This window comes from Sutterella sp. KLE1602 (assembly GCF_001578585.1).
GTDB classification, from domain to species: Bacteria; Pseudomonadota; Gammaproteobacteria; order Burkholderiales; family Burkholderiaceae_F; genus Sutterella; species Sutterella wadsworthensis_A.
The window spans coordinates 68,425-94,049 of the sequence record NZ_KQ968562.1; the positions used below are offsets into that span (position 1 = coordinate 68,425).

Below are 25,625 nucleotides of genomic sequence, written 5' to 3' on the forward strand. Positions count from 1 at the left end.
AAAATAAACAGATTGCCTTTATTCAAGCGGCTTCCCGACGTCTGACGGAAGCCGCCGTTATTTTCAACAGACACACGTTAAGAAAAAATGCGCGCCCGTTCCTATTTCCTTTCCACGCTGAAAGAAGCGCCTGCCGATGCTGATGTGATCAGCCAGCAGTACATGATCCGTGCCGGCATGATCAAGAAGCTTGCCGCCGGCGTTTACACCTACATGCCGGTCGGCCTGCGCACGATCCGCAAGATCGAGAAGATCATCCGCGAGGAAATGGACCGTGCGGGCGCGATCGAACTCCTGATGCCGCTCGTGCAGCCTGCCGAGCTCTGGCAGGAGTCGGGCCGCTGGGAAAAGTACGGTGCCGAACTTCTCCGCTTCAAGGACCGTCATGACCGCGACTTTGTGATTCAGCCGACTTCCGAAGAAGTCGTCACTGACATCGCCCGTCAGGAAATCAAGAGCTGGCGTCAGCTTCCCGTGAACTTCTACCACATCCAGACGAAGTTCCGCGACGAGCGTCGCCCCCGCTTCGGCGTCATGCGCGGCCGCGAGTTCACGATGAAGGATGCCTACTCCTTCGACCGTGACGCCGAGGGCGCCGCCGTTTCCTACGACAAGATGTACCAGGCCTATCAGCGCATCTTCACGCGCCTCGGCCTCATGTTCCGCGCCGTGCGCGCCGACACCGGCGCGATCGGCGGCAGCCGCTCCCACGAGTTCCAGGTCATCGCCAATGCCGGTGAAGACGTCATCGCCTACTGCCCCGACAGCGACTACGCCGCCAACATCGAGCTGGCCGAGGCCCGTTCGCTCATTGACGTTCGCGCCGCCGCTGCTGAAGAGATGGTGAAGCGTCCGACCCCGGGTAAGGAAAAGTGCCACGACGTGGCTGAATTCCTAGGCATTCCCTTTGAAAAGTCCGTCAAGAGCGTCGTGCTTGCCGCCGACCGCACTGACGAAAAGGGCAATCCGCTTCCCGCCAAGATCGTCCTCATCCTGCTCCGTGCCGACCACGACCTCAACGAAGTCAAGGCCGGTCATCTGCCTGAGCTCAAGGACGGCTTCCGCTTTGCGACCGACGCCGAGATCCTCGAGAACTTCGGTTCCAAGCCCGGCTATCTCGGCCCTGTCGGCATCAAGGAAGACGTTGCCGTCTATGCAGACCTGACCGTCGCCAACATGTCCGACTTCTGCTGCGGCGCCAATGAAGAGGGCTATCACTACACCGGCGTGAACTTCGGCCGCGACCTGCCCGAACCCAAGGTTGCCGACCTGCGCAACGTCGTCGAGGGCGACGCCTCTCCCGACGGCAAGGGCATGCTCCGCCTGCAGCGCGGCATTGAAGTCGGTCACGTCTTCTACCTTGGCACGAAGTACTCCGAAGCCCTCAACGCCACCTATCTCGATGAAAACGGCCAGCCGAAGGTTCTCGAGATGGGCTGCTACGGCATCGGCGTGACCCGTCTCGCCGGCGCTGCCATCGAGCAGAGTCACGACGAGCGCGGCATCATCTGGCCGGACTCCATCGCCCCGTTCGAAGTGGTGATCTGCCCGATGAACTACTCGAAGAGCGAAGCCGTGCGCGAAGCCGCCGACCGTCTCTATGAAGAGCTCAAGGCTCAGGGCGTCGACGTCATCCTCGACGACCGCGACATGCGTCCCGGCGTGATGTTCGCCGACTGGGAGCTCATCGGCGTGCCGCACCGCGTCGTCATCGGCGACCGCGGCCTCAAGAACGGCGAGGTCGAATACGCCAACCGTCGCAACCTTGCCGAAAAGGTGATGGTGAAGACGGAGGAAGCCGTCGAGTTCGTGACGAAGCAGATCAAGCGCTGAGCCTGACTGCACGGGTGCTCCGTTGCGGAGCACCCAGACGAATGACAAAAAAGAGGAGGTCCGGAGACCTCCTCTTTTTGCGTGCGGACGATGACGGCGCTCAGTGCCTGTCGTCGACGGGGTCGAAGCGCAGGCGCACTTCCTTCGGAATGTTGTAGCCCTTTTCCGGAACGGGGAAGGGCTTGCACTTCAGGATGGCGTTGCGTACGGCCGAGTCGTAGGCATCCCAGCCTGACTTCTTCGCGTAGACGGGAGCGCCGGCAAGTTCGCCGTTGGGCATCGGCCTGACGACGAATTCGGCGATGAACTGTCCGCGGCGGGTGGAGCTGGGCACGTCGATCGAAATGTTCGGACGCACGCAGGCGATGATGCGGGCGTTGTAGCTGGCCAGAGCCGACCCCGTGAGGTTCTGTCTCTGGTTGCGCTTGTCGCCCGAGGGCGTGCCCGAACGCTGGCTGTCCGGATCGATCTTGGCGTTGAGTCGTGCGAGTTCCTGCTGTCGGATGGCCTGGCGGATTCGCTCGCGTTCACGACGCTCTTCCGCAGCCTTCTTCTCGGCGGCGACACGCTGGATTTCAGCCTGACGCTTTTCTTCGGCAATTCGCGCCTCTTCAGCGCGCTTGGCTTCGGCCAGGCGCTTTTCCTCTGCGAGGCGAGCCTCTTCCTGACGACGGGCTTCAGCCTGAAGTCTGGCTTCCTCTGCGGCCTTGCGCTCCTGAGCAAGCTTTTCCTGAGCAAGACGCTCGGCTTCCTGCTGGGCGCGCTTCTCTTCGGCACGTCGCTCCGCCTCAATGGCGTCCTGACGGGCCTTCTCGATGCGTTCGGCCTCGGCACGCTCGGCTGCGACGCGAGCTTCCTCCGCGCGGCGGGCCTCTTCAGCCTCACGCGCCTCCTCGGCGGCCTTCTCGGCCTCGACACGTTCACGCTCGGCGGCGGCAAGCGCCTCCTGACGCTGTGCCTCACGCTGCGCCGCCTCCTCCTGCATGCGGGCCTGCTGAGCGGCAGCCTCGCGTTCGGCGGCTTCCTGAGCCTCCTGAGACTCGCGTTGCTCGTCGATCTCGTTGGGCTTGGGTTCAGGCGCTTCGGGCGGCTTGACGGCGACGCCCTTGGGGTCGTTGCCGCCCGAGACCGGCTCGGGAGCCCAGAGCTCCGCGTAGACGGTTTCGGAATCGGTCGTCCACTGGAAAACGGAGAAGAGTCCGACGAAAAGGATGACGTGCACGCAGCCCGAGAGGACGGCGGCGGGCACCATGTCCCTGCGGTCCTCTTTTCGGAAGCGGTCGTTGGTCTCTCTGTCGTTCATGACGAAATTGGGTTGCGTAATGGGTTAGCGGGCTTCGGCGCTTCGCTCGATGCGAAGGGCGAGACCGACTCGGGGCACGTCGGCGCTCTGAAGGAGCTTGAGGACATTGACGACGTCCTCGTAGCGGACGTCCTTGTCGGCGGCAATCACCACGGGAATGTTGCTTTTCTCGCCCTGAGCCGTCTTGACGGCGGCAACGAGGCCGGGAATGTCGACGGGCTTCATGTCCTTGCCCTGACGGATCGAAAGGCGGCTGTCGGGATAGACGATGACCTCGATCACCTGCTCGGGGGCCTTGGAGGCCTTGTTGACCGACGGCAGGTTGACGACGCTCGGATTCACGAAGGGCGCGGCGACCATCAGGATCACGACGAGCACGAGCATGACGTCGATGTACGGCACGACGTTCATCTCGGCCATCATGCCGCGGCGCTTGGTATTTCCACGCAGGGACATGGCTTAACTCCGGGCGTGCTGGCGCTGAAGAATGTTGAGGAACTCTTCGCTGAAGCCTTCGAGGCGGACCGTGAGGCGGCCGACGCGGTTGTTGTAGTAGTTGTAGGCGGCGACCGCAGGGATGGCGGCGAAGAGGCCGATGGCGGTGGCGACCAGTGCTTCGGCGATGCCGGGAGCAACGACGGCGAGGCTCACGTTGTCGAGGGTGGAGAGGCCCGTGAAGGCGTTCATGATGCCCCAGACCGTGCCGAAGAGGCCGATGTAGGGAGAGGTGGAGCCGATCGAGGCGAGCAGGGGCAGGCTGCGCTCGAGATGGTCCATCTCGCGATTGTAGACGGCACGCATGGCGCGGGAGACGCTGTTGAGGGCGTTCGGATCCTGACGGCTCTGCTTGAGGTATTCGGTCATGCCCGCGCTGAAGATGCGCTCTTCGATGCCTGCGGTGTCGTGATTGCGCTTGGCGGTTTCAAGAAGCTGATTGAGCTCCGTGCCGCTCCAGAAGCGGGCCTCAAACTCCTCGACCTGTCGCGCGGCGCGGGAGATTGTGAAGTATTTCTGGAAGATGACCGTCCAGCTAGCGAGCGAGAGGAAGACGAGAATGGCCAATACGCACTTCACCACGAGGCTGGCGTTGGCGACAAGGGTCAGAATCGACAAATCGGCAGTGGGCTGCATTTTAGATAACCGCTTTTTGAATGGCGTTGAATGAAAGAGTGTTCGGCGAGGGGCGCTCAGGCTTCCTCTGCCATGAAGGCTTTGATCGTTTCGTAGAGGTCGTCGGGCAGGGGAGTCGGAACGAAGCTCCTTGCGCCGATGACGCCGACACGAACCTTGCCCGTGGCGATGGGCTCGTCGCCGCGCACGATGCGTTGCTCGAAGATGAGCGAGGCGCGCCCGAGCTTCTCAATGCTCGTGATCACCTCCAGGTCGTCGTCAAGCACCGCGGCGCGGTGATAGGCGATGTTGAGTGAGGCGACGACGAAGAGAACGCCGTCCTCACGGCCGCGCTGATCGTTCTGACCAAAGCCGATCCGTCGAAGCATGTCGCTGCGGGCGCGCTCCATGAACTTCAGGTAGTTGGCATGGTAGACGATGCCGCCGGCATCAGTGTCCTCCCAGTAGACGCGGACGGGAAATCTGATGTGGTTCATGACGAGTGTTGGTTGTGCATCGGGGTGCCGTCAGGCACCGGAAAGAAACTAGTATAGGGACTCGCGGCGTGTTCGGGAGACGAGCGGAGGTCGATTTTGCAAACGGATGCTTATGCGTCCGCTTAGGCTCTGATGTTGCGCCAGTAGGCGAAGACAAGGTACCAGAAGGCCGCGCAGGTGCCCCAAGGAAGAAGTCCAGCGACCATCGCCATGACGTCCGTGCCCGCAGCCGTGGTGCCCAGCACGTGCCAGTCGGGCCAGAGCAGCAGGAGCCACGTGAGAATCATCCAGAGCGCGGTCCCCGTGAGCATCCCGGGACGCCAGTAGAAGCTCGAGAGCATTGTGATGCCCGTTGCGAGATTTTGGCCTTTGCGCGCGCCGATGATGGCGGCCGTGAAGAGAATCGATGCAAAGCTCGTGACGCCGCCTGCGATCAGGGCGACGAGCGTGTACTTGATGATGTGGATGAGCGGAGGCGTCTCGGAGGAGAGCCTTTCGCCTGCGTGCATGAGCTGCCTGCCGTGGTCGTCGACGACGGCAAAGGGGGCGCTGGCGCTCATTTCGGGAAGACCTGCACCCGTGGCCTCGATGGTGGCCTGCAGCAGAGTGTCGGTCCTGCCGTCCCGATCGATGGGCATGGCGCTCAGAAGGGCTGCTCCGAGCGTGGCGGCCGCAAAGACGGCGAGCGCCTGACGGGCCGGGTGAGCGAGCAGCTCATGAAGGATGGCGTGGTGGCGTGCGCTTCGGATGAAGAGCACGCAGGCGGCGAACACGGCGGCTGAGGTGAGGCAGACGAGAACGGAGAGAATCGGGGAAAAGGGCATGGCGGAGGTCAGTAGGAGCCGAAAAGATCACGCGCGACGGGCGTGGGCGGCGCCAGGCGGAAGTGCTGCCAGGCGAGCGGCGTGGCGACTCGGCCGCGCGGCGTGCGCTGCACGAAGCCCTGCTGAATGAGGTAGGGCTCCACGACGTCCTCGAGCGTATCGCGGTCTTCGCCGACGGAGGCGGCGAGGTTCTCGATGCCGACGGGACCGCCCGAGAACTTCTCGATGATCGTCCTGAGAAAGTGAGTGTCGATCATGTCGAGGCCTTCGGGGTCGACGTTGAGCATCTTGAGGGCGGCCGCGGCCACTTCCTTTGTGATGCGGCCGTCGTGCTTCACTTCGGCATAATCGCGCACGCGCCTCAGAAGTCTGTTGGCGACGCGGGGCGTGCCGCGGCTGCGACGGGCGATTTCGAACGCGCCCGTCTCGTCGATGCCGACGTTGAGCAGGCCCGCCGAGCGGCGCACGATGCGGGAGAGCTCCTCGGGCGTGTAGAACTGCAGCTGGTTGACGATGCCGAAGCGGGCGCGCAGGGGATTTGTGAGCGAGCCTGCGCGCGTCGTGGCGCCGATGAGCGTGAAGGGCGGCAGGTCGATCTTGATCGAACGCGCGGCAGGACCCTCGCCGATCATGATGTCGATCTGGTAGTCCTCGAGTGCGGGGTAGAGGATTTCCTCAACCACAGGCGAGAGACGGTGGATTTCGTCGATGAAGAGGATGTCGTGCGGCTCGAGGTTGGTGAGCATGGCCGCCAGATCGCCGGGACGCTCGAGAACGGGCCCCGAGGTCTGGCGGAGATTGACGCCCATTTCGTGCGCGACGATGTGGGCTAGCGTCGTCTTGCCCAGGCCGGGAGGGCCGAAGAGCAGAAGGTGGTCGAGCGGCTCACCGCGGCGCTTAGCGGCGGCAATGAAGATCTGGAGCTGCTCGCGGATGGCCTCCTGCCCGACATATTCGTTGAGAAGCGACGGGCGCAGCGCGCGGTCGACGTTCTCTTCGTTGGGACTGGCCGTGCGGCCGTCGATGATGCGTTCTTCCTCAAGCATTCATGACCTCGTTCAGCGTGCAAGCGCCTTGAGGGCGAGACGGATGCCTTCGCTCACCGTCACTTCGGCGGGGAGCGCGCGCACGCTCGCCTGAGCCTCGCGTTCGGAATAGCCGAGCGCCATCAGGGCGCTCAGAATGTCGGCCTGGGCTGCGGATGCGGCTCCGCCCGCAGGCGCGAAGGCGTTGCCGGCGAGCTTGCCCTTGAGCTCGAGGACCAGACGGTCGGCCGTTTTCTTGCCGATGCCTGGCACGCGGGTGAGAAGCGTGGCGTTGCCCTGCTCGACGGCGTCTGCGAGATCCTGAGTGCTCATGCCTGAAAGCACGGCGAGCGCAATGCGCGGGCCAACGCCTGAAATGCGGATGAGAGCCCTGAAGGTCTGGCGTTCCGCCGCGGTTGCAAAGCCGTAGAGAAGCTGGGCATCCTCGCGCACGATGAAGTGGGTGAGGAGCGTGATCTCGGAGCCTTCGGCGGGCAGGCTGCAGAAGGTCGACATCGGAACGTCGACTTCGTAGCCGACACCGCCGACGTCAACGAGGACCTGAGGCGGGGTCTTTTCAATGAGCTTGCCGTGCAGCCGTCCGATCATGATGTTTTCCCTTCTTTTGTGAAAAGCGCCGTCCAGGCGCTGCGCGCACCTGCGGCGCTGCGGCCGCGACGGGGCGTCGCATAGGTGCGAGTCGTGCTGCCCGCCTTTTCAAAGGCGCGCATGCGAATCGAGTTGGCGCAGCATACCGCGCAGGCGAGCGCGTCGGCCTCGTCGGCCTGAATGTCGCCTTCGATGCCGAGCAGCATGCCGATCATGCGCTGCACCATGGGTTTGTCGGCGCGTCCGGTGGCGCAAACGGCCTCCTTGATTTCGCTTGGCGTGAACTCCTCGACGGGCAGGCCGGCAAGGTCAGCGGCGACGAGCGCCGCGCCTCTGGCTTGGCCGAGGCGCAGCGTGCTCTGCGGGTTCACGTTGACGAAGACCCGCTCGGCGGAGGCGAGGTCGGGTTTCGTTCGTTCGATCACCTTCGAAAGCTCGCGTACGATGTGCCCGAGTCTGGCCGAGAGCTCGCCCTCGGGGACGCGGATCATGCCGCTGTCGACGCGGACGAACCGTCCGCTGGCGGCGTCGATGACGCCCCAGCCCGTGCGGTTGAGACCGGGGTCGAGGCCGAGGATGCGCATCGTGAAGCTCAGCGGCCGAAGCTGCCCATGCCGGGGAAGCCGCCGCGGCCGAACTGGCCGAGCGCGCGCATCATCTTGCCGAGACCGCCACGCTTCATGCGCTTCATCATGTCCTGCGTCTGCTCGAACTGCTTGAGAAGACGGTTGACCTCCTGCACGGGGACGCCCGCACCGGCGGCGATGCGCTTCTTGCGGCTGGCCTTGATGAGGTCGGGCTTGCGGCGCTCGAAGGGCGTCATGCTGTCGATGATGCCCATCGTGCGGCGGACGGACTTCTTGGCCTCTTCGTCGTTGACCTTGGAGGCGGCCTCCTGGAATTGCGCGGGGAGCTTCTCGAGAATGGAGGAGAAGCTCTCCATGTTGTTCATCTGGGCGAGCTGGGCGCGGAAGTCGTTGAGGTCGAACTTGTCGCCCTGACTGATCTTCTGCGCAAGCTTTTCGGCTTCGGCGATGTTGATCGACTTCTGAACGTCCTTGACGAGGCCGACGATGTCGCCCATGCCGAGAATGCGGGAGGCCATCGCCTCGGGATCGAAGGCGTCGAAGCCCGTGAGCTTCTCGGCGGTGCCGACGAACTTAATCGGCTTGCCGGTGACGTGACGCACGGAGAGCGCCGCACCGCCGCGGCTGTCGCCGTCGATCTTGGTGAGGACCACGCCGGTGAGCGGGAGGCGCTCGTTGAAGGCCTTGGCCGTGTTGACGGCGTCCTGGCCGAGCATGGCGTCGATCACGAAGAGCGTTTCAACGGGCTTGAGGAAGGTGTTGAGCTCGGCAACCTCCTGCATCATCGCCTCGTCGATGGCCAGACGGCCGGCCGTGTCGACGATGAGCACGTCGAAGAACTTGCGTCGGGCATGGTCGATGGCGGCAGCGGCAATCTCGAGCGGCTTCTGGCCGACGGTGCTCGGGAACCATTCGGCGCCCGCCTGTTCGGTCACCGTCTTGAGCTGTTCGATGGCGGCCGGACGATAAACGTCGGCGGACACCGTGAGAACCTTCTTGCGCTTCGTTTCGATGAGGTACTTGGCCAGCTTGCCAGCGCTCGTCGTCTTGCCCGCGCCCTGAAGGCCGGCGAGAAGGATGACAGCGGGAGGCTGGGTGTGAAGATTGATGTCGCGTTCGGCGGCGGGCACGTCGCCGCCGATGATGGCGGTGAGCTCGCGCTGCACGACGCCCACCAAGGCCTGGCCGGGATTGAGGTTACCGACAACCTCTTCGCCCATGGCCTTTTCCTTGATGCGGGCGAGCACTTCACGCACGACGGGCAGGGCTACGTCGGCCTCGAGAAGCGCAATGCGAACCTCACGCAGCATGTCCTTCGTGTTTTCTTCCGTCAGACGCGCTTGACCGCGCATGGTCTTGACGATTTTGGAAAGGCGCTGGCTTAATGAGTCGAGCATGGTTTATGGATTCCTGGGGTTGACGGACAGGCGCCTGAAGGGCCTGTCCTGAGGACGGCGGGCGCGCAGCGCCGGCCGTCGCGGCTCCCGAAAGAGCGGGCTTGGGGGAGCGCTTCTGAAAATTGGAGTCCGAGACGCGATTTCAGGGATATCTAAGCCCGTTGCGGCTAGAATCATGTTTGCAAGGCGTGTCTTCGGATGCTGTTCGGGTCCGCCGCAGGCGTCGGGAGCGCTTCCGGCCCTTCAAGCCGGAGCGGCTTTCACCGTCCTTCGGCAAACTTCTCATTTTAGTGGGAACGGCCGAGTTTTGCATCGATCTCCAGCCTCCTCGAGCGCGCCGGCCAACGCGCGCGCCTCGATCGAACAAGTCAAAAAACAAGAGAACACAGAATGACCATTCTTACCATCTGCACCATCATTGCTGCGATCCTTTATCTGGGCTCAGGGATGGCCATCATCGGCTCGATGAAGGGCGAGGGCTCGGGAGCCTCCTCCCTCATCCGCTGGCCCGTGCTTGCCGGTCTGGTGATGCAGGGCTACGCCCTTCACGGCGAAATGTTCGGCGAAGGTGCAGTCAACTTCGGATTCGGCTTCGCGATGTCCGAAATGTTCTTTTTTGCGGTGATCATCCTTCTGATCGAGACGTGGATTCATCGTCTGCACGGCCAGTTCGGCATCGTGCTCATCGCTGCCGCCGTCGGCACGCTGAGCCCGCTCCTGTTCACCGGCCAGGTGATCCCCTCCGTCGAGTGGACGACGATCTTCCGCTGGCATCTGCTGCTTGCCATCGCGGCCTACGCCTTCCTCATGATCGCCTTCGTCCACGCCGTACTCATGGCGCTGATCAACCGCCGCCTGAAGAGCCCGGCGGTCGGCGAGACGTCGAAGTTCCTCGACTCCATGCCCGCTCTGGTCGTCATGGAGCGCATCTTCTTTCGAATCGTGGTCGTGGGCTTCCTCTTCATCACGCTCACGCTGATCGTCGGCGCACTTGCCACTCAGGAGGCCAAGGGCGTCTACTTCCTCTTTGACCACAAGACGATTCTCACGTGGCTTGCGTGGGTGTTCTTCGGCATCCTGCTTGCAGGCCGCCGCGTTGCGGGCTGGCGCGCCCGCACCGCCCTCAACTGGTTCTGGGCAGGCTTCGTCGTCTTCGTCGTGGCCTACTTCGGCTACAGCTTCATTCAGGAACTGGTCCGCTGAGGAGGATTCATGGGACGCATCCTCTTTTTCGTGGCGCTGGCTGTCGCCATGTGGGTTGCCTGGACGCTCAGTCGCAGGCGCAACAGTCTTGACAACGAGGAGCGCCGTGAACTCAAGCGCCTGCGTGCCAAGGAGCGCGAGGCTCAGGGAAAGTCTCGCGAGCCTTCAGGCGAGGTGATGGTCAAGTGCGACCACTGCGGCCTTTACTTTCCCAAACGCGAGGCCGTGCTCAGCAAGGAGCGCGTCTACTGCTCGAAGCGCTGCCGCGATGCGGCGCGGGACGGGCAATGACATCCCCCGACCGCGCCTTCGACGGGTGGCTGCCCGGCGTCGTGCGCCGGCCCTCTCCGCACTTCAACGAGCGTCCCGAAGGGGCGCTCGTTTCGCTGGCGGTCCTTCACTTCATCTCTCTGCCTGCAGGACGCTTCGGCGGGGAGGACGTCGACGCCCTCTTCATGGGGACCCTTGACGCCATGAACCGCCCCGAATACGAGTCCCTGAGCGGCCTGAGGGTCTCCTCCCATTTCTTCGTGCGCCGCACGGGAGAAGTCAGACAGTATGTGAGCGTTCTGGACAGGGCCTGGCATGCTGGCGTCTCGTCCTTCGAGGGGCACACGGGGTGCAACGACTTTTCCGTCGGAATCGAGCTCGAGGGCACGGGCGAGACGCCCTATGAAGACGCTCAGTACCTGGCGCTCGGAGAACTTCTGGGGACGCTGACAAGAGTGCTGCCCGTGGAAGCCGTGACGGGGCACGAGCACATCGCGCCCGGCCGCAAGCAGGACCCCGGCCCCTCCTTTGACTGGGATCGCGTCAGGGAAATGGTTCCGGGGCGCGTCAGGATCGTAACCGAACCTCAGGTCATGCCCTGAGGTCGGGATAGTCTGATATAGTCGACTGAATTCAAAATTCAGGTCTCCGTCGCCATGCCCACCCTTCTCACTGGACTCATTCAGTTTCTCTTCACGTCCGTCATGTCGATTCTCGGCGTGCTGCTTCTGTTGCGCGCCTGGGTCTACGTGTGGGCCTTTTCCCCGCGTCATCCGATCGTGCAGCTTGCGCGACGCGCGACGGACTGGCTTGTGGAGCCGCTCTCGAAACTCATTCCGAGGAGCGGTTCCTACGACTGGCCCAGTCTCGTGGCTGCGCTTGTCGCTGCCGTCATCATGGTGCTCATGCAGCGTGTGCTGACGGGGATGCCCTATACGCCGATCGGTCTGGTGATCGCCCCGCTGGCCACCGTGCTCCGCTGGGCGCTCGAAATGATGTCCTGGGGCGTCTTCATCTGGGTGGTGATGACCTGGCTGAATCCGCAGAGCCCGATGACCTACGCGCTCGGCACGCTTGTGGATCCGTTCGTTCGCCCCGTGCGCAAGATCATTCCGATGTTCGGTCGCTTCGATCTGTCGCCCATTGTCGTGATCATTCTGGCCAATGTCCTGCTGATGCTCGTGACGCCGATTTCCCACGGCTTCATTCCGCTTTGACGCCCGACGGGCTTCAGACAGTGAAAAGGCGCTCCGCCGTTAGGCTTGGAGCGCCTTTTTCCTTATGACCTGCAGTCGAAAGGCATGCCTTTCCTAACTGCCTTTTCCACCAGATCGGCGTTGATGCGGTAGCTCGGTCCCGCGGCCGTTGCCTTTGCGGCTCCCATGACGGTGCCGGCAATGGCGCAGCTGACGGCGTCGAGCCCCCTTTCCATGCCCCACAGAAGGCCGCCGCGGTAGGCGTCGCCTGCGCCGACAGGGTCGGCTGCCTCGACCTTCGGCGCAGGGATGACGGTTTCCTCGCCCTTCTGCCAGACGGAGCTCCCTTGGCTGCCATGGGTGCAGAAGATCGCGCCCGTGAGGCGGGAGAGTTCTGCGGGAGAGAGACTCGTGTGCTCCTCGATCATGAGGGCCTCGTAGTCGGAGAATGCAACGCAGGCCGCCGCTCTTGTCAGGGCGAGAAGCTCGTCGCCAGAAAAGAGGGGCGTCGTCTGGCCCGGATCGAAGATGAAGGGGATGCCGTGCGAGACAAAGGCCTTGGCGTGTGCCAGAAGCGTGCTTCGCACGCTGGGGGCGAGGATTCCGCAGACTATGCCCGTGTCGTCAGGCCAGGGAAGGCGATCTGCGTGCGCCATGGCGCCGGGACTGAAGGTGGCCAGCTGATTGCCGTCCCTGTCGGTGGTGATCATGCACTGCGCCGTCCATTCGTTCGGCATGACGGTCACGCCGTCCGTGCGAATGCCCTGACGTTCAAGATGCCGGAGATAGTCGTCCGCATCCCTGCCGACGGCGGTCCAGACAAGGGGATCTCCGCCAAGCTGCTTCAGACTGTAGGCGATGTTTGCGGCGCAGCCGCCGTAGGTGCGCCTCATGGAGTCCGCCTGAAGCGTGACGTTGAGTCGGTCGAGCGCCTCTGCCCTGAGCGTGTCGGCAAAGCGTCCCTCGTGCGTGAAGACCGTGTCGTAGGCGATGGAGCCGGAAATGATGACGGACATGGGTTTGCAAAAAGGCAAAAGGCGCTCCGCCGTACGGCGGAGCGCCTTGGTCTGAAGGTTATTGAAGGGCGGAGACGGCCTTCACGACGGCGCTTGACGCATCGTAGGGAAGCGGCGTCGTGACCGTCAGGCGGACGGCAACGTCGGCACCCGGCGCAACGGCGTCGCGGCCGCCGAAGCCGTAGTCGGCAGGCTCGAGCACCCGTTGAGCGAGTGTTTCGCCTGCGGCGTCAAGCAGCTTCATCTCCAGAATCGGCAGTGCCTGAGGCAGTTCCGAGGTGTTGGAGAGGCGGGCCGTCACGACGGGCAGGCGGCGGGCGACTTCACGGTCGGCGTCGTCGGCCGTCTCGAGCGGACGCTCGATCTCTGCGGTCACCTTGAAGGCGGCCGCGTTCTGCCAGACGAAGCCGGGGCACGGTGCCTTCATGCAGACCTCTTCATAGACGGGGCGCAGCTGCGGCATCGTGCCGAGTACGGTCTTGTGGCCGAGAAGAAGGCCGGCGGCGGACAGAACGACGAGGGCAAGAAGCGTGACGAGCGTCCAGAGCACGCCATGGGACCGTTCGGCGGACTCGGGCGCACGGGGTGCGGGCTCGGCGGCCGGAGGGGCCTCGGGAGCTTCGGTCCTTGCGTCGAAGTCCGTGAGCGAATCGGCGATGCGGCTCATGACGGCCTCGCCCTCGCGAGCCTCCTCCTGCATGACGGCCTGACGGCGGGCGGCCTGCTGAAGACGGGCGTCGAGCTTTTCGTCTGGTACGCTGAGGCTTTCCGTCTTGTCGGCGGAAAAGCATGCCTGACATTCCGTGCAGTGGAGCATGTCGGCGGCGAAGTCGTCCTTGACTCGCCACAGGGCCCCGCAGGCGGGACAGCGAAGAACTTTGGCCATGGAGAAGTCTCCCAGATGCAGTCTTGACGTTTACGCGCGGCGTCCGGCGATGCAGACCCAGTCCTCTTCCTGACGCCAGACGGAGAGCTTGACGGCAGGGTCGATGGCCTGATAGGCGGCGATCACTTCTTCGGCCTGCTTGGCAAGCACGCCGGAGAGCACGAGCGCGCCGCCCTGCTTCACGCGGCCGAGCAGAGCGGGGGCGAGAAGCTTGAGCGGATTGGCGAGGATGTTGGCGACGACGATGTCGTAGGTGCCTTCGGGCATGTCGTCGGGAAGGTAGAACTTGGCTTCCACGTGGTTCATGAGCGCGTTGTCGCCTGCGGCCTCGACGGCCTGCGGGTCGATGTCCGTGCCGGCGACCTCGGCCGCGCCGACGAGTTTGGCGGCAATGGCGAGGATGCCCGTGCCGCAGCCGTAGTCGAGGACACGGTCCGTCGCCTTGACGTTGGCGTCAAGCCACTGCAGGCAGAGGTGGGTGGTCGGATGGGAGCCTGTGCCGAAGGCGACGCCCGGATCGAGGCGCACGTTGATGGCGTCCTCGTTGGGAAGGTCGTGCCAGGTCGGCACGATCCAGAGACGGTCGGAGACCTGAGTCGGCTGGAACTGCGCCTGCGTGATGCGGACCCAGTCGGCGTCCTCGACCTCCTCGGTGCCGAGAAGCTCGGGCTTTTCGCACTTGAGGGCCTTGACGGCGATGGCAAGCGATGTCTCGAGGTCGAAGTCGTCGTCGGCAAGAATGGAGACGATGGAGCGCGGCCAGGCGCAGTTGTCGGGCTCGAGTCCCGGTTCGCCGTAGAGCGGCTTTTCGTCGGTCGATTCGGCGTCGGCGTCCTCGATGGTGGCGGAGAGCGCGCCCGCGTCCATCAGCATGTCGGAAAGCGCTTCGGCGCTGCGTTCGTCGGCAAGAATCTTAATCTGGCGCATAAATCCTCAACGGATAAAAAGAATGCGGGAGTCAGGTCAACTCCCGCAGCTGAAAAAACTAGGTTACTTGTGGGCTTCCGCGCGGGACCGGAGCTTCTCTTCGAGATAGTGGATGCTCGTGCCGCCCTGAAAGAAGCGTTCGTCGGCGAGGAGTTCGCGATGAAGCTTTGTGTTGGTCTTGATGCCCTCGACGGCAAGTTCGGAGAGCGCGACGCGCATGCGCGCGATCGCCTGCTCGCGGGTATCGCCGTGGGCGATGATCTTGCCGATCATGCTGTCGTAGTAGGGCGGAACCGTGTAGCCGGAGAAGACGTGCGTGTCGATGCGGATGCCGGGGCCGCCGGGCAGGTGCCAGGCGGTGACGCGGCCGGGACTCGGCACGAAGGTGAACGGGTCCTCGGCGTTGATGCGGCACTCGATGGCGTGGCCGCGCATCGTGATGTCGCGCTGGCGGACCGAGAGACGCTCGCCTGCGGCGATGCGGATCTGTTCGCGCACGATGTCGACGCCCGTGATCATTTCGGTGACGGGGTGTTCGACCTGAACGCGCGTGTTCATCTCGATGAAGTAGAACTCGCCGTTTTCATAGAGGAACTCGAACGTGCCGGCACCGCGGTAGCCGATGCGGCGGCAGGCCTCCACGCAACGGTTGCCGAGGCGGTCGATGAGCTTGCGGGGAATGCCGAAGGCGGGAGCCTCTTCAAGCACCTTCTGGTTGCGGCGCTGCATGGAGCAGTCGCGCTCGCCGAGATAGACGGCGTTCTGGAAGTTGTCGGAGAGAACCTGGATTTCGATGTGGCGCGGGTTCTCGAGGAACTTCTCCATATAGACGGTGGGGTTCCCGAAGGCGACGCGGGCCTCTTCGCGGGTCATGTTGACCGAGGTGATCAGTGCGGCCTCCGTGCGCACGACGCGCATGCCGCGGCCGCCGCCGCCGCCCGCCGCCTTGATGATGACCGGATAGCCGATCTGGCGGGCGATGCGGAGGATTTCCTGGGGATCGTCGGGGAGTGCGCCGTCGGAGCCGGGAACGCAGGGGACGCCCGCTTCACGCATGGCCTGCTTGGCACTCACCTTGTCGCCCATGAGGCGGATGCTTTCGGCGCGCGGGCCGATGAAGGTGAAGCCGGAGCGCTCGACTCGTTCGGCGAAGTCGGCGTTTTCGGAAAGGAAGCCGTAGCCTGGATGGATGGCTTCGGCGTCCGTGACCTCTGCGGCGGAAATGATGGCCGGGATGTTCAGGTAGGAGAGGTTCGACTGGGCGGGGCCGATGCAGACGCTTTCGTCGGCAAGACGGACGTACTTGGCGTCCGCGTCGGCGGTCGAGTGCACGGCGACTGTCTTGATGCCCATCTCGCGGCAGGCGCGCTGGATGCGCAGGGCGATTTCGCCGCGGTTGGCGATCAGAATTTTTCCAAACATAGCGACGCGTGCGGATTATTCGATGATGAAGAGCGACTGGCCGAACTCGACGGGCTGGCCGTTTTCAACGCAGACTTCCTTGACCGTGCCGTCCATGTCGGCCTCGACTTCGTTGAGAAGCTTCATGGCTTCAATGATGCAGACAACCTGGCCCTTCTTGACCGTGTCGCCGACCTTGACGAAGGGATCGGCTCCGGGCGAGGGAGCGCGGTAGAAGGTGCCGACCATCGGGCTGGTGAGCGGCGTGCCGGTCTGCTGCGGCGCGGTGGGAGCGGGCGCGGGGGCGACTTCCGGGGCGGGAACGGGCACGGGCATCGGCTGGGCGACGGTGACGGGCTGATGGACTTGAACGGGGGCTGCGCCGTTGCGGTTGACGATTCGGACCCGGTCTTCGCCTTCGGTGATTTCGAGTTCGGCAACGCCGCTTTCGCTCACGAGGTCGATCAGTGTCTTGAGTTTGCGCAGATCCATGATGGTTTAGGCCTTGTTATTTGAAGGAGATCCGGGACGGACGCCGAATGGGGACGGGCGTCCTGCCGCAGCCTCCGTTTTGTATGGAGTTGATGGTTGTGGGCTTGTGCTTAAGAGGCGCGCATCGTACTACTTCTCCGAAAAAGCGCCAACTTGTTCGCAATTGTCGCTACTTTAGCTCAAAAAGTAAAGACCGGAACACTGCTGTCCGGAGAGGCGGGGGAAAATATTGTCTTCAAATGTATGCGTCTTGAGCGGCCGGCAGCGTCAATGATACCGAGCGCACGAGTTCATGCACATGCCGAAAAAAGGCTAATCCACGCCGAGGAGCCTGCGAAGGCCCTTTTCGGAGAGTCCGCAAAGGGCTTCTTCGGGAAGCTGCCATTCGTCAGGCGGGACGGGCTTCGCCGCCCTGTGGGAGTTCGTCACGGTGATGAGGACGTCCTCTCCCCTGCATTCAGTCTGAAGCACGGTTCTGAAGGAGCGTCCCCGTTCGGAGGACTCCACGGGTTCGTATTCAACATCCATGGCGAGAAGCGCGAGCTCCACGGCCTTTTCGTCGTCGGAGCGGATGAGGATGCGCACAGGATCGTCCTCGACGGCGTCTCCTGCAAGAACGGATCCCGTCAGCAGGGGAGACCAGTCGGAAAGGGACGACAGGACGGAGAGCGCCGCAAGGCGCTTCTTGTCCAGAAGCGCCTTGTGCCCCTCGGGATCGAAGCAGGCGAACCAGCGCCTGAGCTCGGACGCCACGGCGGCATCGGTCGGCCGAACTCCCGTCGAGCGAACGACGGTCTCGACGGCCCGATCCCTGCTCATGCGGTGGGATGCGATCAGGACGGCCGCCTGAGCGGCGGCTGAGGATTCTTTGGAGCGCGGGAGGTCATTGGGTTGCACGGATGTCTCCGGAATGAAGGTGCGTGAGGCGTCATGGACGATGAGCCAATGATAGTGCGGCGGCTTTCAGGGCGGGGATCCTCCGCGCGGTAGAATGAAGCACCTTCCGCCTCCATTCTGGTTTGAGGAACAAGTACATGCACATTCATATTCTCGGCATCTGCGGCACGTTCATGGGCGGCGTCGCCCAGCTCGCGTGCGAGGCCGGCCACAAGGTGACCGGGTGCGACGCACACGTCTACCCACCCATGAGCGACGCGCTCCGCAATGCGGGGATCGAGATCATGGAGGGCTATGACGTCTCGCAGCTTGATGCCGTCCGGCCCGACGTCTTCGTGATCGGCAACGCCATCTCCCGCGGCAATCCGCTTCTCGAGGCGATTCTCAACAGGGGGCTTTCCTATACGTCCGGTCCCGCCTGGCTCTGCGAGCATGTGCTTGCGGGCCGCCACGTGCTTGCGGTCGCGGGCACGCACGGCAAGACGACCACCACGTCGATGCTTGCCTGGATCCTTAAGGAGGCGGGACTCGAGCCCGGCTTCCTGATCGGCGGCGTGCCGCAGTGGAGCCCGCGCTCCGCGTCGCTCGGCCGAGTCGCCCCGATGTCGCCCTTCGTCATCGAGGCCGACGAATACGACACGGCCTTCTTCGACAAGCGGAGCAAGTTCGTGCACTATCGTCCCAGGACGGCGATCCTCAACAACCTTGAATACGACCACGCGGACATTTTTGAAAATCTGGCCGCCATCGAGAAGCAGTTCCATCATCTCGTGCGCATCATGCCCTCGGAAGGTCTCGTCGTGGCGAACGGCCGCTGCGAGGCGCTTGACCGCGTGCTTGCGAAGGGCTGCTGGAGCGCTCTCGAGCGCTTTGACTCTCAGAACGGCTGGTCGCTTTCCGATGACGGCAAGGCGGCGTTTGAAGGCAGGAGCTTCGGCCGTCTGCAGCTCGGCATGCCCGGCCGCTACAACGAGCTCAATGCACTGGCCGCCGTTGCTGCGGCGCGCAGCGTTGGCGTCCCTCCCGAAAAGTCGCTCGAGGCGCTCGCGGCCTTTGCGGGCGTCAAGCGCAGGATGGAGGTCAGGGGCGTTGAGGACGGCGTGACCGTGATCGACGACTTTGCGCACCATCCGACCGCCATCGCCGAGACGATTCATGCCGTCAGGAGCCGCATGACGTCGGGGAGGCTTCTCGCCGTGCTCGAGCCGCGAAGCAACACCATGAAGCTCGGCACGATGAAGGACAGGCTTGCGGGTGCTCTGCGCGAGGCGGACGAGGTGTTCTGCTTTGCAGGAAAGGGCGTGGCGTGGGAGCCCGCGGAAGTACTCGACGTCATGGGCGAGCGCGCCTTCTGCACGCATGACCTTGACGTGCTCGTTGAGGCCGTGCTCAAGGAGGCCCGTCCGGGAGACACGGTCCTCTGCATGAGCAACGGCGCGTTCGGCGGCATTCACGGCAAGCTCCTTGCAGGACTCGCCGGCAGGCGCGACGCGCAGTGAAGGGTGTCCGGGCGATGACTTCCATTCTTTATCTGCACGGCTTTCTGTCCTCTCCCGAGTCGAACAAGGTGAGGGTGTTCAGAGCGGCGTCCCCCGAGGGCGTGCGCGTGTTCGCTCCCGATCTGAACGTCCCGCCTCTTGAGGCCGACAGGATAATCAGCGCACTGGTCGGGCAGGCGGAGGCCGACAGCCTGACGGTCGTGGGTTCGAGCCTCGGTGGATTCTGGGCCGCGCGAGCTGCCGTCAGGCACGGCCTTCGCTGCGTGCTGCTCAATCCCTGCTTCAATCCCTGGGTGTTCGTGGGCAGGCACATGGGCGTGCAGACGATCTACGGCACGGACAGGAGGATCGAGGTGAAGGCCTCGGCCGCCGACGAACTCATGGCGCTCGCCGAGGAGGTGTCGCCTCTGGCGGTCGATCCCGGACGCACGCTCGTCGTGCTGGGAACGGCGGATGAGACGCTTGACTGGCGGGCGGGGGCGAGGGCCTATGCCGCCTGCAGGCAGGTGATTATTCCAGGCGGGGATCACCGCATCTCGAACATCGGGGCGGTCATGCCCCGTATCATGGACTTCATTCTCAATGAAGGCTGAGGCGGGCGCAGCGCGCCTTGTTTTGGCACAATAGGGGGCGTTTTCCCCTCGACCATCACTCATTCGCCTGGGGCGGATGTAAAGCGACAGATTCATGAATCTCTTTTTTGAAGAAGACGGCTCCTTCAAGGCGGGCACCGTGCTCAGCCAAGCAGGCAACGCCTATCAGGTGCAGCTCCCGACGGGACGCCGCACGAAGATCAAGGCCTCGCACTCGTTCTTCGAGTTCGAGCAGCCTGCTCCCGCAGACCTCGTGACCCGTGCTCAGGCCATGGTGCCCGAGCTCGATCCCGCCTTCCTGTGGGAGGTTGCGCCCGAGGGTGAGTTCACGTACGCGGACCTTGCCGCTGACTACTGGGGCGGCTCGGCCGGCCCTGTTGAAAAGGCTGCCCTTCTCTGGGCGCTTCATGGCAATCCCGTCTACTTCTACCGAAAGGGCCGCGGCGGCTACCGCCGCGCCCCCGAGGACATCCTTCAGAAGGCACTCGAGGCACTTGAGAAGAAGCGCCGTCTGGAGGAGCAACGCAAGGCCTGGACGGCCGAGATGGTGGAGGGAACGCTTCCCGACGTCATCCGCCGCAACGCCATGACGCTTCTCATTCGTCCGGACAAGAACGGCATCGAGTGGAAGGCCCTGAACGACGCCTCCGCCGAAACGCGCCAGACGCCGCTGCGCCTGATGCTCTCGCTCGGCGGAATCGCCTCGCCCTGGCGTTGGCACGTCGACAGCTTCTACGCCATGAACTTCCCGCAGGGCCGCGGCTTCCCTTCCGACCTGCCTCTGCCGCCCGAGGCGGACTGGTCGCAGTATCCGCTTGCGGACGTCAGGGCCTTTTCTATCGACGACTCCGACACGACCGAGGTTGACGACGCTGCGAGCGTCGTGCATCTCGAGGGCGGTCGCACGCGAGTGGGCATTCACATCGCCGCACCTGCGCTCGGCATTCTGCGCGACGATCCGCTCGACAAGGTGGCCCGTGCCCGCATGAGCACGGTCTATGCGCCGGGGCTCAAGACGACGATGCTTCCCGATCCGTGGATCAAGGCCTTTTCGCTTGACGAGGGCCGTGCGGTGCCCTGCCTCTCGCTCTACGTGACGGTGGACGACGAGACCTTTTCCGTTGAGAAGACCGAGACGAGGCTTGAGCGCGTGAGCGTCACGCGCAATCTGCGCTACGACAAGATCGACTCGCTCGTGACCGAGGAGGCGATTCAGTCGGGCACACTCGACGTTGAGTTCGCGGACGAGATCTGCTGGCTCTGGCGCTTTGCTAAAAAGCTTCAGAAGGACCGCGAGGAGGTCAGGGGCCGTCCCGAACCCGTGGGCCGTGTCGACTGGTTCTTCGCGCTTGAAGGCGAGGGCGAGGATGCGCTCATTCGCGTCAAGGGCCGCCGTCGCGGCGCGCCGCTCGACCTGCTTGTCGCTGAGCTCATGATTTTCGCCAACAGCACCTGGGGCCTCTGGATGGAGGAACACGGGACGCCCGGCATCTATCGTTCGCAGCGCATGGGCCGCGTGCGCATGAGCACGACCCCGGGGCCGCACGACGGTCTGGGCGTGGTGCGCTATGCGTGGAGCACCTCGCCGCTGCGCCGCTACGTCGACCTCGTCAACCAGCGCCAGATGATCACGGCCGTGCTTGGCGAGCCGCCCGCCTATCAGGGCAACGACGTCGAGCTCTTCACGATCGTGAGCCAGTTTGAAAACATCTACACGCTCTACGGCGACTTCCAGACCCGCATGGAGCGCTACTGGTCCCTGCGCTGGATCATGCAGGAGAGCGTCGGCCAGATCGAGGCCATCGTCGTCAAGGGCGATCTGGTCCGCATCGACGGGCTTCCCTTCATGCAACGCGTGCCCGGTCTTCCCGAGGATCTGCCTCGCGGCCGCAAGGTCCTGTTGCAGATCATGGGGTGCGACCTCGTGGACCTCGTCATGGATTCCAGGCTTCTGCGTGTTCTTGACGAAACCGCCGACGCCTCGGACGAGGATGAGGACGAGGAGGCGGCTCTTGAAGAGCAGGCCGCAGTCGAGGCGGGAGAGGAAGCTCAGGGCGGGGACACCGTGTCCGAGTCATCCGCTTCCTGAGTCCCGGACGCAGGTGACAGGGCGGTGATTTCCGCTCCGCCTGCGCCAATAAATTTCAGGGAGCCCCTACCCGAAGGCTTCATACTCGTGGTAGGCTCCCACCTGCGAAAAGTCATGACGGGTTCCGAGTCCCTCCCTTCAGGGGCTCTTCAAGTGTTTCGGAGAAGGTGATGCCTCACAGTCTGAAGGATTACGACGAACTGCATGACGGCCAGGGCCACCTTGTCCGCGACTCGGAGGAGGCCTCCCGCGCCCTCGAGTGGGTGCAGCAGATCCTTGAGAAGGATCAGGACGAGCACCACGGCAGCGTGGAGCGCAAGGGGGACGAGGATGACGAGGCGCTGCCCATCAGCGACGAGGCTGCGGCCGAGCTCAGGCAACTTCTCGAACCCCTCCATCCGGCCGACGTGGCCTGGATTCTTGAGGCCCTGCCTCTCGACGAACGTCTGGCCGTCTGGAACCTCGTCAAGAGCGAGTCCGACGGTGACATTCTCGTCGAGGTCAACGACGGCGTCCGTGAAACCCTGATCGATGCCATGGATCGCGACGAGCTCGTCGATGCCGTCGAGACCCTCGACACTGACGAGATCGCCGACCTTGTGGACGACCTGCCGCCCGACGTGATGGCGCAGGTTCAGGAAGGTCTCTCCCACGAGGAACGCGCCCAGCTTCGCGCGGCCATGTCGTATCCGGAGGAGAGCGTCGGCGCGCGCATGGACTTTGAGATCGTTTCGATCCGGGAGGAGACGACGATCGAGCTCGTACTCCGCTATCTTCGCCGCTTCGAGACGTTGCCCGACCACACCGACCAGGTCTTCGTGGTCGATCGTCTGGGGCATCTCAAGGGCACGCTGTCCCTTTCGCAGATCCTCACGACGGATCCCGCGGTCCCCGTCAAGGACCTGATGCACACCGACATGCTGACGCTCAATCCTCTTGAGGACTCGAGCGACGCCGCGCAGGCCTTCGAGCGCTACGACCTCGTGAGCGCTCCCGTGGTCGACGAGGCGGGACGTCTGGTGGGCCGTCTGACGGTCAACGAGATCGTGGACGTGATCCGAGAGGAAAGCGAGGAGGACGCCTTCGCGGCCGTCGGTCTTGACGATGAGCAGGACATCTTCGCCAGCGTGTGGGAGGCCGCCAGAAGCCGCTGGCTCTGGCTGGGCGTCAACCTGTGTACCGCATTCTTCGCGTCTCGCGTGATTTCGGCCTTCGACGGCACGATCGAGCGCGTGGTCGCGCTCGCCGCCCTGATGCCCATTGTGGCGGGCATGGCGGGAAACTCGGGCAACCAGACGCTCACGCTGCTGGTGCGCTCCCTCGCCATGGGGCAGGTGACCGAGGCAAACAAGGCGGACCTCATCAAGAAGGAGGTCCTGGTTTCCATCATCAACGGCATCCTCTGGGGGGCGATCGCAGGCCTGTGCGCCTGGGGACTCTACTGGGATGCACCCGAGGGCAGGATGCTGGGCCTCGTGATGTTCCTCGCCATGCTGCTCAACATCATTCAGGGTGCCGTGGTCGGTCTGGCCGTGCCGCTCATCCTCCGCTACTTCGGCCGTGATCCGGCCATGGGCGGATCGGTGCTTCTCACCTTCACGACCGACTCGGGCGGCTTCCTCATCTTCCTGGGGCTTGCCACCTTCTTCTTCGCGTCGTAAGAGCGGGGGACGGGCGCGGTCGAGCGCCGTCTCTTCAAAGATCGCCGAAAAGGCGCTTCAGGTCATCCATGCCCTTTTTCCCTGCGGCGGGAGCGTCTCCCTCCGCTTTGGAGATCTCGCGGATGGTGTAGCCCTCCTCGATGACGTCGCGCCAGTAGCTGCCGGGCGAGCCCGAGTTGAGAAAGCGGTCCGCGGCTTCAGGACCGATGTTCTCGACGCGCACGAGCCTGTGCGTGTCGAACTCGACGTCGAGATGACGCGCCCTGGCGTCGTAGCCGGCGGACAGAATGCCGCCGCGGTGAATGGGTCTGCGCTTCATGGTGTGTCCGATGAATCCGTGAACGATGGGTCAGATCATTGTATCCCCGCAGGATCGGATGCCCGGAGAGGGTAAATACCTCGTATAAAGTGCCCGAAGCTTGAGGCAGACCATGCTTTCGGGCGTTTCAAAACTTGAAAGGGCGGCAGCTTTTTTGCTAGCATCGCCCCCTGATCGAACACTACAAAGGATTTGAGGCTCCTGCGGGAGCTGGAGAAGCATCCGCTCTCCCCGCCGCCTGCCACCCCTCCGGCATGGACGCGCGGCTCACAAGACAGACTTCATGATCTTCAGAAAACAACCTCGACAATTCCGGATCTCGCATCTTGTTTCGGTGAGCGTGCTCGCCCTGACGCTCGGCGGAGCCGCGTTCTGGTCGGATTCCGACTATGCAAGCACTGCGCCCGCGCTTTCGTATGCGCAGGAGGACCTGAACGCTCGTGCGGATCTCAGGCAGCGCGAGGGCGTGCTCTCCGGCGTCACACCGTCCCTGTCGCTGCTCGATGCGCCTGCTGCGGCGAGGGAGGAGGCGACGGCCTCCTCGGAGGAGCTGACGGTCGAGGACAACGTCATTCATGAAGGCAGCCCCCGCCATCTAGTGGCGGAATACATCAGCAGAACCTTCCGTGTCTCGATGCGGGATGCCCGCCAGATCACGGACTGGGCCGTGGAGATCGGCGAGGCCAGGGATCTTGATCCCCTGCTCATTCTCGCCGTCATCGGAACGGAGTCGAGCTTCAAGCCGACGGCCAGGTCGAATGCGGGCGCAGAGGGCCTGATGCAGGTCATGACGAGCGTGCATGAGGCGAAATTCGATGCCTTCGGAGGCCCCGAGGCCGCCTTCGATCCCTATGCGAACATGGTGGTCGGCACGGACATTCTTTCCTATCTGATCCGCCGGACGGGCAACGTCAGGCGCGCCCTCAAGTGGTACAGCGGCGCGGCCAATCTCGAGGACGATCGAGGGTACGGAGCTCGCGTGATGCGCGAGCACGGCCTTCTTACCGTTGCGGCCGAAGGCAGGACCGATGCGGCGGTAAAGCTTCACCGCGCTGGCAAGTCGGCGTCGGAAGGCGGGGCTGGCAATGCCGCCAAGCTGGGCTTTGCGCACTGGACCAAACTCTCCGAACGGACCGAGGGCGCTCCCCGCGCCCGCAATGCAGACCTGCGCGGCAAGGCTCAGGCGTCCTGACGCCTACCGCTCTCCGTAGTCGCCCGTCAGGGTGTTGAGCCAGACGGCTGCGGCGATGCCCGCAGTTTCGGTTCTCAGTACGCGCGGGCCGAGCAGGACGGCGAGCCAGCCGGCCTCTTCGGCCAGATCGATCTCCTCAGGCGAGAATCCGCCTTCGGGGCCCACGGCGAATGCCACCGACTTCTCCTCGCCCGTCAGCCGCGTGCCGTGCGCGGCCCCGGGAGCCAGAACGAGCCTGCGGTCCGCCTGCGTGCCGAGCATCGCCTCCTTGAAGGAGGAGGCGCCGCGGATTTCGGGCACGACGTTGCGTCCGCACTGTTCGGCGGCCGATACGGCGATGTCGCGAAGCTTCTGAAGGCGCTTTTCGAGACGTTCTCCCGCGAGCTTCGTCACGCTGCGCGCGGCGGGCGTCAGCACGATTTCGGAGACGCCCGTCTCTACGGCCTTTTCCACGATCCAGTCAAGCTTTTCAGGTGATACGAGCGCCTGCACGAGCGTCATGCGCACGGGGGGCTCGACCTCGGGCGTCTCGACCGCGTCGAGTGCAACGTAGGCGCCGTCCTGATCGAATCTGATGCGGCCCCGCCACTGGCGTCCCGTTCCGTTGAAGACGACCGTCTCCTCGCCTGTTCGCAGACGAAGAGCGCGTCCCGCGTGGTGGGCGGCCTTGGGCGGCAGGACGACTTCCGCCTGCTCGGCGAGAGCCTTGTCGAGCGCTTCGGTCTCGACTTCAACGTAAAAGCGTGGTGCGGCCATGAGTTCTCCTTGACGTTCTCTCCGCCGTGAACGACGGAGATTC

General features: G+C 63.9%; 27 protein-coding genes. 10 read left to right on the forward strand and 17 right to left on the reverse strand.

Going from position 1 to position 25,625, the window contains the following annotated elements; genetic code table 11:
* The first annotated feature begins 87 nt into the window (after positions 1-87).
* Positions 88-1,833 carry a proline--tRNA ligase gene (locus HMPREF3036_RS08550; protein ID WP_005436036.1) on the forward strand — a complete coding sequence of 582 codons (1,746 nt, stop codon included), beginning with the start codon at positions 88-90 and terminating at the stop codon, positions 1,831-1,833.
* A 100-nt stretch (positions 1,834-1,933) separates the two neighbouring features.
* Here HMPREF3036_RS08550 and tolA read toward each other — a convergent pair whose 3' ends face one another.
* The 9 genes from tolA to ffh form a co-directional block, all read right to left on the reverse strand.
* The gene (gene tolA / locus HMPREF3036_RS08555; RefSeq protein ID WP_062333579.1) at positions 1,934-3,136 is read right to left on the reverse strand and encodes a cell envelope integrity protein TolA; all 1,203 of its coding nucleotides are present in this window, start codon (positions 3,134-3,136) and stop codon (positions 1,934-1,936) included.
* Between the two features lie 24 nt (positions 3,137-3,160).
* A complete protein-coding gene (locus HMPREF3036_RS08560; RefSeq protein WP_062333581.1) occupies positions 3,161-3,592 on the reverse strand; it encodes a biopolymer transporter ExbD in 432 nt (143 codons plus the stop codon).
* A gap of 3 nt (positions 3,593-3,595) precedes the next feature.
* A complete protein-coding gene (gene tolQ, locus HMPREF3036_RS08565) occupies positions 3,596-4,267 on the reverse strand; it encodes a protein TolQ (protein WP_005436039.1) in 672 nt (223 codons plus the stop codon).
* A gap of 56 nt (positions 4,268-4,323) precedes the next feature.
* Positions 4,324-4,743 (reverse strand): tol-pal system-associated acyl-CoA thioesterase, encoded by a 420-nt coding sequence (gene ybgC / locus HMPREF3036_RS08570; protein ID WP_005436040.1) that lies wholly within the window; start codon positions 4,741-4,743, stop codon positions 4,324-4,326.
* Between the two features lie 122 nt (positions 4,744-4,865).
* The gene (locus tag HMPREF3036_RS08575; protein ID WP_062333583.1) at positions 4,866-5,567 is read right to left on the reverse strand and encodes a hypothetical protein; all 702 of its coding nucleotides are present in this window, start codon (positions 5,565-5,567) and stop codon (positions 4,866-4,868) included.
* Positions 5,568-5,575: 8 nt separating this feature from the next.
* Positions 5,576-6,613 (reverse strand): Holliday junction branch migration DNA helicase RuvB, encoded by a 1,038-nt coding sequence (ruvB, locus tag HMPREF3036_RS08580; RefSeq protein WP_005436042.1) that lies wholly within the window; start codon positions 6,611-6,613, stop codon positions 5,576-5,578.
* A 12-nt stretch (positions 6,614-6,625) separates the two neighbouring features.
* A complete protein-coding gene (gene ruvA, locus HMPREF3036_RS08585) occupies positions 6,626-7,201 on the reverse strand; it encodes a Holliday junction branch migration protein RuvA (RefSeq protein ID WP_062333586.1) in 576 nt (191 codons plus the stop codon).
* Positions 7,198-7,785, reverse strand: a complete 588-nt coding sequence (gene ruvC / locus HMPREF3036_RS08590) for a crossover junction endodeoxyribonuclease RuvC (RefSeq protein ID WP_005436053.1) — start codon at positions 7,783-7,785, stop codon at positions 7,198-7,200. The genes ruvA and ruvC overlap by 4 nt, the downstream gene beginning before the upstream one ends.
* An 8-nt stretch (positions 7,786-7,793) precedes the next feature.
* Positions 7,794-9,185 carry a signal recognition particle protein gene (ffh, locus tag HMPREF3036_RS08595; RefSeq protein ID WP_062333589.1) on the reverse strand — a complete coding sequence of 464 codons (1,392 nt, stop codon included), beginning with the start codon at positions 9,183-9,185 and terminating at the stop codon, positions 7,794-7,796.
* A 390-nt stretch (positions 9,186-9,575) separates the two neighbouring features.
* Between ffh and HMPREF3036_RS08600 the strand changes: the two genes are divergently transcribed.
* From HMPREF3036_RS08600 to HMPREF3036_RS08615, 4 genes are read left to right on the forward strand one after another with little or no spacing between them, the layout of a single operon-like run.
* Complete coding sequence (locus HMPREF3036_RS08600; RefSeq protein ID WP_005436056.1) at positions 9,576-10,388, forward strand: cytochrome C assembly family protein; 813 nt, start codon at positions 9,576-9,578, stop codon at positions 10,386-10,388.
* Between the two features lie 9 nt (positions 10,389-10,397).
* A complete protein-coding gene (locus tag HMPREF3036_RS08605) occupies positions 10,398-10,679 on the forward strand; it encodes a PP0621 family protein (protein WP_005436058.1) in 282 nt (93 codons plus the stop codon).
* Positions 10,676-11,260, forward strand: coding sequence for a 1,6-anhydro-N-acetylmuramyl-L-alanine amidase AmpD (ampD, locus tag HMPREF3036_RS08610; RefSeq protein ID WP_062333592.1), 585 nt, complete (start codon positions 10,676-10,678; stop codon positions 11,258-11,260). The genes HMPREF3036_RS08605 and ampD overlap by 4 nt, the downstream gene beginning before the upstream one ends.
* Before the next feature lie 54 nt (positions 11,261-11,314).
* Positions 11,315-11,875 carry a YggT family protein gene (locus HMPREF3036_RS08615; protein WP_005436061.1) on the forward strand — a complete coding sequence of 187 codons (561 nt, stop codon included), beginning with the start codon at positions 11,315-11,317 and terminating at the stop codon, positions 11,873-11,875.
* A gap of 62 nt (positions 11,876-11,937) precedes the next feature.
* Here the strand turns inward: HMPREF3036_RS08615 and HMPREF3036_RS08620 are convergent, their stop codons facing one another.
* From HMPREF3036_RS08620 to HMPREF3036_RS08645, 6 genes are all read right to left on the reverse strand, one after another.
* Positions 11,938-12,870 carry a carbohydrate kinase family protein gene (locus HMPREF3036_RS08620; protein WP_062333596.1) on the reverse strand — a complete coding sequence of 311 codons (933 nt, stop codon included), beginning with the start codon at positions 12,868-12,870 and terminating at the stop codon, positions 11,938-11,940.
* 58 nt (positions 12,871-12,928) lie between these two features.
* Positions 12,929-13,756 carry a DUF3426 domain-containing protein gene (locus tag HMPREF3036_RS08625; RefSeq protein ID WP_062333599.1) on the reverse strand — a complete coding sequence of 276 codons (828 nt, stop codon included), beginning with the start codon at positions 13,754-13,756 and terminating at the stop codon, positions 12,929-12,931.
* A gap of 30 nt (positions 13,757-13,786) precedes the next feature.
* The gene (gene prmA / locus HMPREF3036_RS08630; RefSeq protein WP_005436064.1) at positions 13,787-14,683 is read right to left on the reverse strand and encodes a 50S ribosomal protein L11 methyltransferase; all 897 of its coding nucleotides are present in this window, start codon (positions 14,681-14,683) and stop codon (positions 13,787-13,789) included.
* A 63-nt stretch (positions 14,684-14,746) separates the two neighbouring features.
* Entirely contained in the window at positions 14,747-16,105 is a 1,359-nt protein-coding gene (accC, locus tag HMPREF3036_RS08635) for an acetyl-CoA carboxylase biotin carboxylase subunit (protein ID WP_005436065.1), read from the reverse strand.
* 15 nt (positions 16,106-16,120) lie between these two features.
* Positions 16,121-16,576: an acetyl-CoA carboxylase biotin carboxyl carrier protein gene (gene accB, locus HMPREF3036_RS08640; protein ID WP_005436066.1), complete on the reverse strand. Its 456-nt coding sequence runs from the start codon at positions 16,574-16,576 to the stop codon at positions 16,121-16,123.
* A 312-nt stretch (positions 16,577-16,888) separates the two neighbouring features.
* Positions 16,889-17,473 (reverse strand): hypothetical protein, encoded by a 585-nt coding sequence (locus tag HMPREF3036_RS08645; protein ID WP_005436068.1) that lies wholly within the window; start codon positions 17,471-17,473, stop codon positions 16,889-16,891.
* Between the two features lie 137 nt (positions 17,474-17,610).
* On the opposite strand from HMPREF3036_RS08645, the gene mpl reads away from it, so the two are divergent.
* From mpl to mgtE, 4 genes are all read left to right on the forward strand, one after another.
* The gene (gene mpl / locus HMPREF3036_RS08650) at positions 17,611-18,972 is read left to right on the forward strand and encodes a UDP-N-acetylmuramate:L-alanyl-gamma-D-glutamyl-meso-diaminopimelate ligase (RefSeq protein ID WP_062333602.1); all 1,362 of its coding nucleotides are present in this window, start codon (positions 17,611-17,613) and stop codon (positions 18,970-18,972) included.
* A 14-nt stretch (positions 18,973-18,986) separates the two neighbouring features.
* Complete coding sequence (locus tag HMPREF3036_RS08655; protein WP_062333605.1) at positions 18,987-19,565, forward strand: YqiA/YcfP family alpha/beta fold hydrolase; 579 nt, start codon at positions 18,987-18,989, stop codon at positions 19,563-19,565.
* 94 nt (positions 19,566-19,659) lie between these two features.
* Positions 19,660-21,654 (forward strand): ribonuclease catalytic domain-containing protein, encoded by a 1,995-nt coding sequence (locus HMPREF3036_RS08660; protein ID WP_062333607.1) that lies wholly within the window; start codon positions 19,660-19,662, stop codon positions 21,652-21,654.
* 170 nt (positions 21,655-21,824) lie between these two features.
* Positions 21,825-23,315, forward strand: coding sequence for a magnesium transporter (gene mgtE, locus HMPREF3036_RS08665; protein ID WP_062333609.1), 1,491 nt, complete (start codon positions 21,825-21,827; stop codon positions 23,313-23,315).
* Positions 23,316-23,349: 34 nt separating this feature from the next.
* Here mgtE and HMPREF3036_RS08670 read toward each other — a convergent pair whose 3' ends face one another.
* Positions 23,350-23,634: a KTSC domain-containing protein gene (locus HMPREF3036_RS08670; protein WP_062333612.1), complete on the reverse strand. Its 285-nt coding sequence runs from the start codon at positions 23,632-23,634 to the stop codon at positions 23,350-23,352.
* Between the two features lie 283 nt (positions 23,635-23,917).
* Between HMPREF3036_RS08670 and HMPREF3036_RS08675 the strand changes: the two genes are divergently transcribed.
* Positions 23,918-24,826: a lytic transglycosylase domain-containing protein gene (locus HMPREF3036_RS08675; protein ID WP_082897430.1), complete on the forward strand. Its 909-nt coding sequence runs from the start codon at positions 23,918-23,920 to the stop codon at positions 24,824-24,826.
* 3 nt (positions 24,827-24,829) lie between these two features.
* Here HMPREF3036_RS08675 and HMPREF3036_RS08680 read toward each other — a convergent pair whose 3' ends face one another.
* Positions 24,830-25,582: a 16S rRNA (uracil(1498)-N(3))-methyltransferase gene (locus tag HMPREF3036_RS08680; RefSeq protein ID WP_005436083.1), complete on the reverse strand. Its 753-nt coding sequence runs from the start codon at positions 25,580-25,582 to the stop codon at positions 24,830-24,832.
* Positions 25,583-25,625 lie beyond the last annotated feature (43 nt).